General features: G+C 69.8%; 13 protein-coding genes. 6 read left to right on the top strand and 7 right to left on the bottom strand.

Annotated features, from left to right (window positions below):
- Positions 1 to 11: 11 nt before the first annotated feature.
- The 6 genes from pdxS to pgsA all read right to left on the bottom strand — a co-directional run bounded on the left by pdxS (position 12) and on the right by pgsA (position 5,345).
- The gene (pdxS, locus tag ACFWYW_RS55355) at positions 12 to 920 is read right to left on the bottom strand and encodes a pyridoxal 5'-phosphate synthase lyase subunit PdxS (protein WP_379622503.1); all 909 of its coding nucleotides are present in this window, start codon (positions 918 to 920) and stop codon (positions 12 to 14) included.
- A gap of 203 nt (positions 921 to 1,123) precedes the next feature.
- On the bottom strand, positions 1,124 to 2,137 hold the full coding sequence (locus ACFWYW_RS55350) for a DUF3048 domain-containing protein (RefSeq protein WP_379622453.1): 1,014 nt from the start codon (positions 2,135 to 2,137) through the stop codon (positions 1,124 to 1,126).
- A 64-nt stretch (positions 2,138 to 2,201) separates the two neighbouring features.
- Complete coding sequence (locus ACFWYW_RS55345; protein ID WP_379622451.1) at positions 2,202 to 2,744, bottom strand: hypothetical protein; 543 nt, start codon at positions 2,742 to 2,744, stop codon at positions 2,202 to 2,204.
- Entirely contained in the window at positions 2,741 to 3,847 is a 1,107-nt protein-coding gene (locus tag ACFWYW_RS55340; RefSeq protein ID WP_379622449.1) for a glycosyltransferase family 4 protein, read from the bottom strand. The genes ACFWYW_RS55345 and ACFWYW_RS55340 overlap by 4 nt, the downstream gene beginning before the upstream one ends.
- Positions 3,844 to 4,752, bottom strand: a complete 909-nt coding sequence (locus ACFWYW_RS55335) for a phosphatidylinositol mannoside acyltransferase (RefSeq protein ID WP_379622447.1) — start codon at positions 4,750 to 4,752, stop codon at positions 3,844 to 3,846. The genes ACFWYW_RS55340 and ACFWYW_RS55335 overlap by 4 nt, the downstream gene beginning before the upstream one ends.
- Complete coding sequence (gene pgsA, locus ACFWYW_RS55330) at positions 4,749 to 5,345, bottom strand: phosphatidylinositol phosphate synthase (protein WP_379622445.1); 597 nt, start codon at positions 5,343 to 5,345, stop codon at positions 4,749 to 4,751. The genes ACFWYW_RS55335 and pgsA overlap by 4 nt, the downstream gene beginning before the upstream one ends.
- Positions 5,346 to 5,512: 167 nt before the next feature.
- On the opposite strand from pgsA, the gene ACFWYW_RS55325 reads away from it, so the two are divergent.
- The 3 genes from ACFWYW_RS55325 to ACFWYW_RS55315 all read left to right on the top strand — a co-directional run bounded on the left by ACFWYW_RS55325 (position 5,513) and on the right by ACFWYW_RS55315 (position 11,516).
- Positions 5,513 to 7,651 (top strand): elongation factor G-like protein EF-G2, encoded by a 2,139-nt coding sequence (locus tag ACFWYW_RS55325; RefSeq protein WP_379622443.1) that lies wholly within the window; start codon positions 5,513 to 5,515, stop codon positions 7,649 to 7,651.
- A gap of 134 nt (positions 7,652 to 7,785) precedes the next feature.
- Positions 7,786 to 9,348 carry a glycoside hydrolase family 10 protein gene (locus ACFWYW_RS55320; protein ID WP_379622441.1) on the top strand — a complete coding sequence of 521 codons (1,563 nt, stop codon included), beginning with the start codon at positions 7,786 to 7,788 and terminating at the stop codon, positions 9,346 to 9,348.
- A gap of 92 nt (positions 9,349 to 9,440) precedes the next feature.
- Positions 9,441 to 11,516 carry a hypothetical protein gene (locus tag ACFWYW_RS55315; RefSeq protein WP_379622439.1) on the top strand — a complete coding sequence of 692 codons (2,076 nt, stop codon included), beginning with the start codon at positions 9,441 to 9,443 and terminating at the stop codon, positions 11,514 to 11,516.
- A gap of 9 nt (positions 11,517 to 11,525) precedes the next feature.
- Here ACFWYW_RS55315 and ACFWYW_RS55310 read toward each other — a convergent pair whose 3' ends face one another.
- The gene (locus ACFWYW_RS55310) at positions 11,526 to 12,059 is read right to left on the bottom strand and encodes an HIT family protein (RefSeq protein WP_379622437.1); all 534 of its coding nucleotides are present in this window, start codon (positions 12,057 to 12,059) and stop codon (positions 11,526 to 11,528) included.
- Positions 12,060 to 12,122: 63 nt separating this feature from the next.
- Here ACFWYW_RS55310 and ACFWYW_RS55305 point away from each other — a divergent pair, with 63 nt between their 5' ends.
- The 3 genes from ACFWYW_RS55305 (at position 12,123) to ACFWYW_RS55295 (ending at position 14,260) form a co-directional block, all read left to right on the top strand.
- Positions 12,123 to 12,572, top strand: a complete 450-nt coding sequence (locus ACFWYW_RS55305; RefSeq protein ID WP_379622435.1) for an Asp23/Gls24 family envelope stress response protein — start codon at positions 12,123 to 12,125, stop codon at positions 12,570 to 12,572.
- 319 nt (positions 12,573 to 12,891) lie between these two features.
- Positions 12,892 to 13,611, top strand: a complete 720-nt coding sequence (locus tag ACFWYW_RS55300; RefSeq protein ID WP_379622433.1) for a PIG-L deacetylase family protein — start codon at positions 12,892 to 12,894, stop codon at positions 13,609 to 13,611.
- A gap of 445 nt (positions 13,612 to 14,056) precedes the next feature.
- Complete coding sequence (locus tag ACFWYW_RS55295; RefSeq protein ID WP_379622431.1) at positions 14,057 to 14,260, top strand: TM2 domain-containing protein; 204 nt, start codon at positions 14,057 to 14,059, stop codon at positions 14,258 to 14,260.
- The last annotated feature ends 147 nt before the right edge of the window (positions 14,261 to 14,407 follow it).

Below are 14,407 nucleotides of genomic sequence, written 5' to 3'. Positions count from 1 at the left end.
CGTTCGACGCTCTACCAGCCGCGCTCGGCCAGGCGGTGGGGCTGCGGGATCTCGTCGACGTTGATGCCGACCATGGCCTCGCCCAGGCCGCGCGAGACCTTGGCCACGACGTCGGGGTCGTCGAAGAAGGTGGTGGCCTTGACGATGGCGGCGGCGCGCTTGGCGGGGTCGCCGGACTTGAAGATGCCCGAGCCCACGAAGACGCCCTCGGCGCCGAGCTGCATCATCATGGCCGCGTCCGCCGGGGTCGCGATGCCGCCCGCGGTGAACAGCACGACGGGCAGCTTGCCGGTCTTGGCGACCTCGGCGACGAGCTCGTACGGGGCCTGCAGTTCCTTGGCCGCCACGTACAGCTCGTCCTCGGGCAGCGTGGTCAGCCGCTTGAGCTCGCCCCGGATGGTACGCATGTGGGTGACGGCGTTGGAGACGTCGCCGGTGCCGGCCTCGCCCTTGGAGCGGATCATGGCCGCGCCCTCGGTGATGCGGCGCATGGCCTCGCCGAGATTGGTGGCGCCGCAGACGAAGGGCACCGTGAAGCGGAACTTGTCGATGTGGTTGGCGTAGTCGGCCGGGGTCAGGACCTCCGACTCGTCGACGTAGTCCACGCCGAGCGCCTGGAGGAGCTGCGCCTCCACGAAGTGGCCGATGCGGGCCTTGGCCATCACGGGGATCGAGACGGCGCTGATGATGCCCTCGATCATGTCGGGGTCGCTCATCCGGGAGACGCCGCCCTGGGCGCGGATGTCGGCGGGCACGCGCTCAAGGGCCATCACGGCGACGGCGCCGGCGTCCTCAGCGATCTTCGCCTGCTCAGGGGTGACGACGTCCATGATGACGCCGCCCTTGAGCATCTCGGCCATGCCGCGCTTGACGCGGGCGGTTCCGGTGACGGCAGTGGTTTCTGGCGTGCTGCTGGACACGGTCTTCCTCACGGGCTCTCTCGGCTGGTCCGCCTGCGCGAACACATACGGGCTCTCGGACGGCTTTCGCCCCGGCGCACCCGCCTGGGCGAACGGTAAGCTATCAAGCCCATCGTAGGTCCTGGAGCGCCCCTCCCCCGACATGCCACCATGTCAGGATTTGTCCGCTCTTTTATACGGCCCGCCCAAACGTCGGCAGGCGGTCAGGGAGTGACGGGCTTGCGGCTGGCCAGCGCGATCCACACCTGACCCGGCGCGAAGTTCATCGGCTCACCCTCCGCAGTGGTGAACGTCGTGCCCGACTCCTCCGATTCCCGCTCCCACTTGGCCTTGTACGCCTTGCCGTCCCGCAGCACGATCGCCGACCCCTTGCCGGTGCTGTGCACGAGCGGCGTGTAGCTCTGGTTCTTGTCGTGGAACTGCGACCGGACCGTCTTGGTGTACTGGATCACGATGGTCGGCGCGCTCAGCTGCCCGCCCTCGGCCGCCATGTTCTTCTTGCCGTCCTGCCAGATCATCCACTGCTTCTTGGCGTCGGACCAGTTGAAGGTGAGGCGCGCCGCCGGCCAGCGCACCGTCCACGACTTCTTGTCCACGCCGCCCTCGGCCGGGGCGTCGCCGAAGGTGAGGCCGATGTCCTTGGCCTTGGACGCCTTGGGCGCGGCCGACAGCAGCTTCTTGGTGTTGGCGAACAGGTTGTAGGGCGCGAAGCGGCCGGGCTGGCGGAAGTAGGCGGCGCCGTTCCTGGTGTCGCCGACGTCGAACAGCGACGCCTCGGCGATCAGCGGCAGCATCTTGGTCTGCGCGCCGGAGTAGGCGAAGGCGGGCTTGCCGAACTGCGGCGCGATGTGCAGGTCGGAGATGCGGGCGCTGCGCACGGGGCCCACCTTGGCCGGGATCTTCGAGGAGAAGATGGCCATGAGCCGGGTCAGCCCCGCCTCGACCTGCTCGACGTAGACGATGTCCGCGCTCTTCAGGCCCATCTGCGGCTTTCCGGCCGCGGTGTTCTCGATCTTCACCGCCAGTACGGGCTTGCGCGCCTCGTCCGGCAGCCCGGTGAACGGATGGCCGGGACCGGCGTCCGGTGTGTCACTGGGGGCGGTCGTGGCGGCCTGGGGCGCCGCGGGAGGGGCGGGCTTTTCCGACGAGCACGCCGCGACCGGCAGCAAGACCGCCGTTCCCGCCAGCGTCACGGTGATCATCCGCGGTAGCCGCACCTGTCCACTCCTCCGCCTTTAGCTCCTAGAACGGACGAAGCTTACCGGCGATGAACAAATTCGGTCATTCAGTTGCCATACTCTTCGGCGGATCATCATCAATCTCGAAAAATCGGGGAAAATCGGTGTGACCCGCGAGGCGCAGGGTCTTGGCCAGCCAGCGCTGCTGGGCCGTACGCGTGACACCGACCGCGTTGTTGTGGAAGCGGCGCGAGTAGACCACCTTGGTCACCACCGCGTCGAGCTCCTCCAGCAGGTCCGCGCCGCCCGGCGCCTCGGCCAGCTTCTCCCGGAAACGGTCCTGGTCCACCACCGCGCGGATCGTGCGCGACAGGTCGCTCTCGGCCCGCTCCCGCTCCTCGGGACCGGCGATCCTGGCCTCCTGGGCCGCGGTGGCCAGCATGAGCGAGGTGGCCGGGTCGAGGATGCGTGAACCGGCCATCAGCAGCACCGTCGAGCGGCGCTGCAGCAGCGCCGCGTCCAGCGCCTGCCCCGCCAGCTCCAGCCGGATGTGCAGGCGGTCCAGCCGACCGGCCCGCCAGGAGATGTAGACGGCCGTGAGCACCACGACGATGCCCACGATCAGGATGATCACCGTGGAGGTCACGACGCGTCCTCCTCCACCCGGCCGGCGCCGCCCGCCGTCACCGTCTCGTACACCCGCACCACGTCCCGTGCCACCGTCGACCAGTCGTACTTGCGCACCGCCACCAGCGCCTCGGCGGCCAGCTTGGCCCGCCGTTCCGGCGCCGCCAGCAGCGCCCGCGCCTCCTCGGCCAGCGAGGCGGGGTCGCCGTTCCTGAACAGCGCGCCCGCCTGCCCCTCGCCCAGTACCCGGCGGAAGGCCGGGATGTCGCTGGCCAGCACGGTCGCCCCCGAGGCCATCGCCTCGGCCAGCACGATGCCGAAGCTCTCCCCGCGCGTGTTCGGCGCGCAGAAGACGTCCACCGAGTGGTACGCGCGGATCTTGTCCGCCTCGCTCACCATGCCCAGCACCGTCACCCGGTCACGCAGCTCCTTGGGCACCTTCACCTCGCCGGGCCCGGCGATGAGCAGCTTGGCGTCCGGGATCGACTTCAGCGCCTCCATCAGGATCGGCAGGCCCTTGCGCTCCTCGTCCACCCGCCCGAGGAAGCCGATCGTCGAGCCGTCGGGACCCCAGCCCTCCAGCGGCTCCGCCTCCGTGTAGCGCGCGACCGTCACCCCGTTGGGAATCAGCACCGTGTCGCCGCCGAACTGCTCCACCAGGCTCTTGCGTGCCGCGTCGGAGACCGCGATGCGCCCGTGGAGCTTCTCCAGCGCGCTGCGCAGCAGCGGCTCGGCCACCGCGATCGCCCGCGAGCGGGTGAAGGAGGCGTGGAACGTGGCCACGATCGGCCCCTTGGCCGCCCAGCAGGCCAGCACCCCGAGGCTCGGGATCAGCGGCTCGTGGATGTGCAGCACGTCGAACCCGCCGTCGCGCACCCACCTGCGCACCCGCGCCGCCGAGATGAACCCGAACGACATCCGCGCCACCGACCCGTTGTACGGCACCGGGATCGCCCGGCCCGCCCCGGTCACGTACGGCGGCAGCTCGTCGTCGTCGGCGGCCGGCGCGATCACCGACACCTCGTGGTCCTGCGCGATCAGCGCCTGCGCCAGGTCGTCGATGTGCTGCTTGACGCCACCCGGCATGTCCCACGAATAGGGGCAGACGATGCCGATTCTCATCGCGTCAGGTCCTCCAGCCACAGTCGCTGCAGCATGTGCCAGTCCTCCGGGTGCTGCGCGATCCCCTTCTCGAACACGTCCGCCAGCCCCTGCGCGACCGAGGCCACCTTCTCCTGGCGGGTGCCCTCGCCGGGCACCGGCACCTCGGGGTGGATGTCGATCCCCCAGTCGTCGCCGTGGAAGTAGACGATGGCGGGCAGCAGGGCGCATCCGGTCTGCACGGCCAGCAGCGGCGGCCCGGCGGGCACCTTCGTGGTGGCTCCGAAGAAGCGCACCTCGACGCCGCTCTTGGTCAGGTCGCGCTCGGCGGGCAGGCAGACGACCCCGCCCCGCCGTACCCGCGTCGCCAGGGTTCCGAAGTTGTGGCCGTCACCGCCCGTGAGCGGCAGCACCTCCATGCCGAGACCCTCGCGGAAGGCTACATAACGGCGGAACAGCGACTCGGGCTTGAGGCGCTCGGCCACGGTCGTGAACGGATGCCCGACCCCGACCAGCCACGCGCCCGCCTGGTCCCAGTTGCCCATGTGCGGCAGCGCGAGCACCACGCCGCGGCCGGCGGCCACGTTGTCGTGGACGTGCTCGGCGCCGGTCACGTGGGTACGCCTGACCACCTCGGCACGGTCCATGGACGGCAACCGGAAGATCTCGTGGAAGTAGCGGAAGTAGGAGCGCATGCCCTGACGGGTGAGCTCGCCCAGCTCCGCGCCGCCGACCGGCAGGCCGGTGACCCGGCTCAGGTTCGACTCCAGGCGGCGCACCGACTTGCCCCGCTTGCGCCACACCCGGTCGGCCATGAAGCGGAAGGCCGCCGCCGTCGGCTTCTTCGGCAGGTACGGCACCAGCGTCCACCCCGCGGCGAACCCGGCGGCCACCGCCCGGTCGGCGACGGACGTCTTCTCGCTCATGACACCCCCGACTGTCGGTAGACGTGCACGACCCGCTGCACCACGGTGATCGCGCTGGCCACGGCCAGCACCCACATGCCGATCGCCAGCACGTAGGGAACGAACCAGAAGCAGGCCGCCACCAGCCCGACGACCAGCCGCTCCGGCCGCTCAGCGAGGCCGACGTCGCACTCGATGCCGAGCCCCTCGGCCCGCGCCTTGGCATAGGACACCAGCACGCCGGCGACCACGTTGAACAACGTGACCGCCACCATGGTGATATTGCCCTCAATCGCGAAATAGAGGGTCAAACCACCAAAAATGGCCGCGTCGGCCACCCGGTCGAGCGTGGAGTCGAGGAAGGCCCCCCACTTCGTGCCGCCGCTGCCGCCCAGGCGCGCCACCACGCCGTCGAGCAGGTCGAACAGCACGAACACGGTGATCACCAGGGCGCCCGCGGTGAGCATGCCCATCGGGAAGAAGAACAGGGCCGACACCACGGTGCCGAGCGTGCCGATCGCGGTGACGGCGTCAGGGCCGATCCCGCGGCGGACGAGGGCCCTGCCCAGCGGGGTGAGGATCCGGGTCATGGCCGGGCGCAGGAGTTTCAGCATCGCGCTCCGATCGTAGGCCATAAGAGCCCGCTGGACTTTCTTTGCCTCACCCCCCTTGTGATATTCGCCACAGGGGTATTTGGTGAACACACCGCGTCCATGCGGTTTCTGAACCCTTCCGCGCGGGCGCGGCGTTGGAACCCCCACCCAACGACGCGGGAGGCAATGTGGCAGAAAAGAATCCCGGCGGCCATGCGGGAGCCGCGGGCAGGGCACCCACGGCCGACAGTGCGGACGCCATACGCAATGTCGTGCTGGTCGGCCATTCAGGAGCGGGCAAGACGACCCTGGTCGAGCACTTGCTGGCGGCGACGGGCACCATCCAGCGCACCGGCCGGGTCGAGGACGGCAACACGGTCACCGACTTCGACGAGGTCGAGGTACGCCAGCAACGTTCGGTGAACCTCGCACTGGCGCCCCTGGTCTACAACGACATCAAGATCAACCTTCTGGACACCCCCGGATACGCCGACTTCGTCGGGGACCTGCGCGCCGGGCTGCGCGCCGCGGACGCCGCCCTGTTCGTGGTCTCGGCCTCCGAGGGCGTCGACGGCCTGACGCAGATGCTCTGGGAGGAGTGCGCCCAGGTCGGGATGCCGAGAGCGGTGGTCATCACCAAGATCGACCATCAACGGGCCGACTTCGACGAGGTCCTGGCCACCTGCCAGGACGTCTTCGGCGACGGCGTGGCCCCCCTCTACCTGCCCGTCATCACCAACGGGCACGTCAACGGACTCATCGGGCTGCTGTCGCAGAAATTCTTCAACTACGCCACCGGCAACCGCTCGGAGAAGGAACCGGGCCCGGAGTACGAGGCGCAGATCGCCGAGCACCGGGACTCGCTCATCGAGGGCATCATCCAGGAGAGCGAAGACGAGTCGCTCATGGAGCGCTACCTCGAAGGCGAGCCGATCGACACCAAGGTCCTCATCGAGGACCTGGAGAAGGCGGTCGCCCGCGGCAGCTTCTACCCGGTCCTGTGCTCGGGGACCGGCATCGGCGCGATCGAGCTCCTGGAGATCATCACCCAGGGCTTCCCCGCCCCGGCCGAGCACCCGATGCCCGAGATCACCACCCTCGACGGCAAACAGGTCAACGGCATCACCTGCGACGCCGACGGCCCGCTCGTGGCCGAAGTGGTCAAAACCACCTCCGACCCCTACGTGGGCCGCATCAGCCTCGTCCGCGTCTTCTCCGGCACCCTGCGCCCGGACATGACCGTCCACGTCTCCGGCCACGGCCTGGCCGACCGCGGGCACGAGGATCACGACGTCGACGAGCGCATCGGCACGCTCACCTCGCCGCTGGGCAAGCAGCAGCGCGGCGTGGCCAAGGGCGTGGCCGGCGACATCGTCGCGGTCGCCAAGCTGTCGCGCGCCGAGACCGGGGACACGCTCTCCGAGGTCGACAACCCGCTGCTCATGACGTCCTGGACGATGCCCGACCCGCTCCTGCCCGTCGCCATCCAGGCCAAGTCCAAGGCCGACGAGGACAAGCTCTCACAGGCCCTGGGCCGCCTGGTCGCCGAGGACCCGACGCTGAGACTGGAGAACAACGCAGAGACCCGCCAGCTCGTCCTGTGGTGCATGGGAGAGGCCCACACCGACGTGCTGCTCGACCGCCTGGCCAAACGGCACGGCGTCGAGGTCGAACGGATAGAACTACGCGTGCCGCTGCGCGAGACCTTCGGCGGACAGTGCAAGGCCATGGGCCGCAACGTCAAGCAGACCGGCGGCCACGGCCAGTACGCGATCTGCCATCTGCAGGTCGAGCCCCTGCCCTCCGGCGGGGGTTTCGAGTTCGTGGACAAGATCGTGGGCGGCGTGGTGCCCCGCCAGTTCATCCCCTCCGTCGAAAAGGGCGTGCGGGCCCAGATGGAGCGGGGCGTCGTGGCCGGGTACCCGATGGTCGACGTCCGCGTCACCCTCTACGACGGCAAGGCGCACTCGGTCGACTCCTCCGACATGGCCTTCCAGATCGCCGGGCAGCTGGCGCTCAAGGAGGCCGCGACGAAGGTGCCGACCCTCCTGCTCGAACCCGTCGACGAGCTCGCGGTCCTGGTGGCCGACGACTACGTCGGCTCCGTCATGTCCGATCTGTCGTCGCGGCGCGGCAGAGTACTCGGCACCGAACCCGTGGGCACCGGCCGCACCCTCGTCAAGGCGGAGGTCCCCGAACTGGAGCTCGTCCGCTACGCCATCGACCTGCGGTCGATGTCGCACGGCACCGGCATGTTCACGCGCACCTTCCTGCGCTACGAGCCGCTGCCGTCGCACCTGGCGGGCAAACTGGCCGCCGCCGAGTGAGGCTCGGTGTGTCTGTTGGTACGGCCGGCCCCCGTCACACGCGGCACGGCCGTACCAACAGTCACACAATCATCACGAATCCATTTCGTTTTTTGGGCCAAAGCACGTCAGTGGCGATGCCAGACTGAGGAACCATGCGAACCGGACGACCTCTGTTTGCCGCCGTCACGATCGCCGTCGTCACCGCCGGCGCCGCCTACGCCCTTGGGCCGGGGACCGCGGAGAAGACCGCCAGTGGCGCGGCGAAGAAGGCCACCACGGCCGCCGCACCCGCCGCCTGCACGCCCGACGCGCGCTATCCCAAGCGGCAGTTGCGGGGCGTCTGGATCGCCACCGTGCGCAACATCGACTGGCCCTCGCGCACCGGGCTGAGCCCGGACCGGCAGAAGGCCGAGTACGTGAAGATCCTCGACGCCGCGGCCAAGCGGCGGCTCAACGCGGTCTTCGTCCAGGTCCGCCCGGCCTCCGACGCGCTGTACAAGTCCTCGCTCGAGCCCTGGTCGCAGTACCTGACCGGCACCGCGGGCAAGGACCCCGGCTGGGACCCGCTGCCGTTCCTCATCGACGAGGCGCGCAAGCGGGGCATGGAGTTCCACGCCTGGTTCAACCCCTACCGCGCCTCCTACGACGCCAACGCCGCCAAGCTGCCGGCCGGCCACCCGGCGCGCGTGCACCCCGACTGGATCGTCAAGTACGGCGACCGCCTCTACTACAACCCGGGCCTGCCCCAGGTGCGCGAGCACGTCACCAAGGTCATCACCGACGTGGTCAAGCGCTACGACGTGGACGGGGTCCACTTCGACGACTACTTCTACCCGTATCCGGGCGAGGGCGGCACGTTCAACGACAAGGCCGCCTTCGCGAAGTATCGTTCGGGCAAGAACCTCGCCGACTGGCGGCGTGACAACGTCAACAAGCTCATCGCCCAGGTCGACAAGGCGGTGCACGAGACCCGGTCGTCGGTGAAGTTCGGCATCAGCCCGTTCGGCATCTGGCGCAACAAGGCACAGGACCCGACCGGCTCCGCCACCTCCGGCATGTCGGCCTATGACTCGATTTATGCGGACGCGCGACACTGGATCAAGAACGGCACCGTCGACTACGTGATGCCGCAGCTGTACTGGCCGCGCGGGCTCAAGGTCGCCGACTACAAGGCGCTGGCCCCCTGGTGGGCCAAGGAGGTCAAGGGCACCGGCGTCGACCTCTACATCGGCCAGGCCCTCTACCGCGTCGGCGCCAAGGACGACAAGGCCTGGACCAGGCCCGGCGAGCTGTCGGCCCACCTCACGCTCAACCGCAGGCATCCCCAGATCGACGGCGACGTCTACTTCAGCGCCAAGCAGTTCCTGACCAACCCGCTGAAGGCCATCGACAAGGTCGCCGCCGACCACTACGCGCGCCCCGCCCTGCTGCCCCTCATCAAGGAGCGCGGCGGGCAGGCCCCGGCCAAGCCCGCCGGAGCCAAGGCGAGCGGCGGCACCCTGACCTGGACCGCCTCGCCCGGCGCCCGCGCGTACGCGGTCTACCGGGTCCCCGACAAGGGCGAGGCCTGCCAGGTCGCCGACGCCCGCAGCCTGGCCGCGGTCGTCACCGCCCCGTCCTTCGCGGCGGCGCGGCCGGGCACGTACCTGATCACCTCGCTGGACCGCCTCCACAACGAGTCGAAGCCGGTGAAGGTCACGGTCGCCCCGGTCTGACCTCGCCCGGCTCCTGCGGTGAGCCCGCGTGGTCCGGCGATGCGTGAGACTATGTCGTGCCACACACGGGCTCTACCGCGGGAGGACATACGGTGAGGCGGGCGCTGGTCATCGTGACCATGCTGATGGGTCAGCTGCTGCTGGCGGGGGCGCTCGCCCCCGCGGGACTGGCGGCCCCACCTCCCGCCGCGCGGGTGGCGCTGATCGGGATCCCCGGTCTGCACTGGAACGACATCACCCAGCAGGACACCCCCAACCTTTTCAAGCTCTCCCAGAACAGCGCGATCGGGTCGATGTCCGTCCGGACCGTGGGCAGCGTCACCTGTCCCTACGACGGCTGGCTGACCGTCTCGGCGGGCATCCGCTCCGCCTCCGGCGGCAGTTGCGGCGCCCCGCCGGTGCCGGAGCAGCGCGGCGCCGGCGCGGTCGTCCCCGGCTTCCGCGCCCTCATCGACGTGGGCAAGCAGAAGAACGCCGGCGCGCTGGGCGAGACGCTGAAGAAGGCGGGCACCTCCACGATCGCGATCGGTCCCGGAGCCGCGCTGGCGCTGGCCGACACCACCGGCGTGGTGCCCGTCTACCGCTCCTCGCCGCTGCAGGTGAAGACGGCCGACCTGCAGAGCGCCCAGCTCGTCGCCATGGACGTCGACGACCTGATCCGCCCCTACCTGCCCGGCGGCCGCATCGCGCGGGTGCCCGACCTGCTCAGCGCCGAGGACCGCCGCAACGCCCTGCACCTGGCCGACGCCAAGGCCGAGGCGCTCCTGTCGATCCTCCCGCCCGGCACCACGGTGATGCTGGCGGGCGTCTCCGACCACGGCAGCGTCCCGCACCTGCGGGCGGCGATGCTGAGCGAGCCGGACGCGGCGGGCCGCGAGCTGGGCGCCGCCTCCACCCGGCGCGACGACATCTCGATCCTGCCCGACCTGACCACCACCGTGCTGACCAAGCTGGGCGTGGCCGTACCGGCGACGATCATCGGGCAGCTGTGGGAGACGGGAGCCACGGGCGCGACCCCGCGGCACATGGCCGACGCCGACGAGAGCGCCCAGACCATGCGCTCGGTCAAGGGCCCCTACTTCACGGTCCTGGCCGTGCTCCAGGTCCTGTTCTACGTGCTCGCCTTCCTGCTGCTGCGCCGCCGCAAGGGCCTTTCCTGGGTACGGCTGGCCGCGGTCGCCCTGGCCGCGCTCCCGGTCACCTCGTTCCTGGTGAACCTGCTGCCGTGGTCGTCGCACGTGGAGCTGTTCGGCGGGATGGCCGCCTTCTGGGCCGCGCTGACCGTGCTGGCGCTGGCCGGCCCGTGGCGGCGCCACCCGCTGGGCCCGCTGGCCGTGGTCGCCGGCGTCACCACGCTGACGCTCGCCGGTGACCTGCTGACCGGCACGACGCTGCAGCTCAACAGCTTCATGGGCTTCAGCGCCGAGCAGGGCGCCCGCTACTACGGCCTCGGCAACATCCCGTTCGCGCTGCTGGCCACCGGCACGCTGCTGACCACGACCGTGATCGCCCACCGCTTCCCCGGCAAGATCGGGGCCGCCGTCGTGGCGGTGCTGGGCGCGTTCGCCATGGTGCTGGGCGGTTCGGGGCTCGGCAGCGACTTCGGCGGCGTCATCGCGTTCGTGCCGGGCATCGCGGTGACCGCCCTGCTCATCCTGGGCAAGCGGATCTCGGTGCTGAAGCTGGCGCTGTTCTGCGTGGCGGGCGGGCTGGCGGTCACGGCCTTCGCGGTCGCCAACTACCTGAGGCCGCCCAGCGAGCAGTCACACCTCGGGCGTTTCGTCGGCCAGGTCCTGAACGGCGAGGCCGTCGAGGTGGTCTGGCGCAAGTTCGAGGCGATGATCAGCACGCTCATCAACCCCAATCTGGTGCCGATCGTGCTGGCCGCGCTGGGATTCCTGATCTACGCGATCCTGCGCCCCGAGAAGGCGTCGGCGGGTGTGGTGCCCGCCGCCTTCGCCTACTCGCCCGCGCTGAAGGCCGGGCTGATCGGAACGCTGGTGAGCGGCGTGGTGGGCATGCTGGTCAACGACTCGGGGGCGGCGATCCTGTCGATGGCGCTGGCCATGGCGATCCCGTTGCTGCTGTCGGTGGGCATCGCCGTACTGCCGGGGGTCCGCGAACCCGTGAAGGACCCCGACGAGCACCTGGCCACCAGCGGCACCTGAGGCCGGTTTTCAGGCGTCCCAGGCGCCGGCGAGCAGGTCGCGGGTGTCGCGCAGCATCTGCGGCAGGACCTTGGTCTGCGCGACGACGGGCATGAAGTTCGTGTCGCCGCCCCACCGGGGCACCACGTGCTGGTGCAGATGGGCGGCGATACCGGCCCCCGCGACGTGGCCGAGATTCATGCCGACGTTGAAGCCCTGGGCTCCGCTGGCCTTGCGCAGCGCGCGCAGCGAACGCTGGGTGAAGTCACCGAGCTCCGCCATCTCGGCCAGGTCGAGCTCGTCGTAGTCGGACACGTGCCGGAACGGCACCACCATCAGGTGGCCGGAGTTGTAGGGGTAGAGGTTCAGCACCGCGTACACGACGGTGCCGCGCGCCACGATCAGGCCGTCCTCGTCGCTCATCTTGGGGATCTCGCAGAACGGGCAGCCGTCGCCGGGACCGGAGCCGGACGGCTTGTTCTCGCCCTTGATGTAGGCCATGCGATGAGGGGTCCACAGCCGCTGGAAGTTGTCGGGCTCCCCGGCCCCTGCCTGATCGTGCATAGGTAGCAGCATAGGCCCCCGGCTTACCGGACAACTGGGGCACATATCCGTCACAATCCCCCCATGAGCGAAGTATTAGCGGAACAGACGGAACAGACGGAGCCCTCGCCCACGCCCGCCGTCGTGAAGGGCCGGATCAAGGTAGCCGACGAGGTCGTGGAAAAGGTCGCCGCCCTGGCCGCCCTGGAAGTCGCCGGAGTGGCCGACATGGGCGGCGACCTGGCCAGGGCCTTCGAGTCCGTACGCGACCGGATCGGCATCGGCTCCCGCCGCGGCAACCAGGGCGTCAGCGCCGAGATCCAGGACCGGCAGGTGGCGGTCAACCTCGTGATCGTCGTGGAGTACGGCCACGTGGTCATGGAGGTCGCCGCCGAGGTCAAGACCAACGTGGCCCGCACGGTCGGCCGCATGCTCGGCATGCGCGTCACCGAAGTCAACGTCACCGTCGACGACGTCCGCCTCCCCGGCGAGCCCCGCCCCACCCCCGAACCGGACATCTCTCCCATCTCCTGATTTTCCGGCTTTTCTCTCCTTGACGCCCGCACCCACAAGTCCCACCCGTCGCGGCCCTCTCCGTCCCATCCGTTACCGCCGACCACCGTAAGTCCCTCTGTCCCTCCCATCCGTTACGGCAAGCCGCCTTGGCGCCTCCCGCCGACCATGGCAGGGCTCTGCCGAACCACGCTCCTCCGGTGATGTCGCCGCGCCGCCGTAACGCGGCACGTCACCCCCGGCCGTGGCCAGTCGTCACTCAGAGCGCCGGACCGAGGACGGGAGACCGTTGATAGGCAGGGGTGCGCGGGAGTGGGGGGTGGGCGTCTAAGGTGTGGGCATGGTTGATCAGCTTGAGCCCATGCCCGAGGACTGGACCCGTGCGCTCGCGATCGTCGCGCACCCCGACGACCTCGAGTACGGGTGCGCGTCCGCCGTGGCCACCTGGACCGACCAGGGCCGCGAGGTCGCGTACGTGATCGTGTCCAGCGGCGAGGCCGGGATCGACTCGATCGAACCGGCCAAGTCGGGCCCGCTGCGTGAGCAGGAGGAACGGGCCAGCGCGGCCGTGGTCGGGGTGTCGAGCGTGGAGTTCCTGGGCTACCAGGACGGAGTGATCGAGTACGGGCTCCCCCTACGCCGGGACATCGCGGCGGCGATCCGCCGGCACCGTCCGGAACTGGTGATCACGCTCAACCCCGACGACACCTGGGGCGGCACGATCTGGAACACCCCCGACCACCGAGCCGTCGGCCGTGCCGTCCTGGACGCCGCCGGTGACGCCGGAAACCGATGGATCTTCCCGGACGCCGGCGAGCGCTGGGACGGCGTCCGCTGGGTGGCCATCAACGGCACCCCCGACCCCACCCACGCGGTCGACGTCACCACGGGCCTGGAGCGCGGAGTCGCCTCCCTCATGGAGCACCGCGCCTACATCGAAGCCCTGACAGACGAGGACGTGGAGTCCTACGCTCGCTCCATCGTCGAGCGCTTCCCCAAGGAAAGCGCCCCCCAGTACGGCGACCGCCCCGCCGTAACCTTCCGCCTCTACCCCCGCTAACCACCTCCCTCACACTCCCACTCAGTCGGCCCACAACCCAGGCCACATGTCGGGTATCCGCAGGCCCACACCTCACCCGACCGACCCCCGCACGCCAGGGCTCACCACTATCACCCGAGGCATGTAGCGCCCACAGGCCGGGCGCCAACCGGGGGCCGCTGCCCGGGACACGCGGCGAGACCACGGGTGAGCCTCACCGCGCAATACACATGCCGCAGCCACCGGCCGGACGGCGCGCAGCGAGGCGGTGGTGGCGGGGGGAAATCGTGCAGTGGGGGATATTGGACGTGTTGTCTTACATATCTGGCGCTACTGCTGGCGGCCCCACACCCGGCTTGCTAGGGTTTCGGCCCTGCGGAGATCGTCTCGTCGATTCCGCCGCACCGGGCTGCCCATGCCATCGCGCCCCGTGCACGAAACATCCCCCACATCAGAAGGATCCATCATGACCAAGTCATGGCTCGTCGCCGTGCTGCTCTGCTTCTTCCTCGGCGTCTTAGGCGTCCACCGCTTCTACGTCGGCAAGATCGGCACCGGCATCCTCCAGCTCATCACCCTCGGCGGCTTCGGCATCTGGGTGCTGATCGACTTCATCATGATCCTGGTCGGCGCGTTCAAGGACAAGCAGGGGCAGCCGCTGGCCAAGTGAGCGCCTAAGCAGCGTGCTCAGGCCCTGACGGCCGCGCGGCAGCCTCTCCCCCAAGCCTCACGGCACCGAGGCTGCCGCCCCGCCGACCACACAGAACCGGCCACCCAGAACGTGCCGCACAGAACGAGCCGCACAGAACCGGCCGCG

It is taken from the genome of Nonomuraea sp. NPDC059023 (genome assembly GCF_042740095.1).
GTDB lineage: Bacteria > Actinomycetota > Actinomycetes > Streptosporangiales > Streptosporangiaceae > Nonomuraea.
This window is presented reverse-complemented; position numbering and strand designations above follow the sequence as displayed.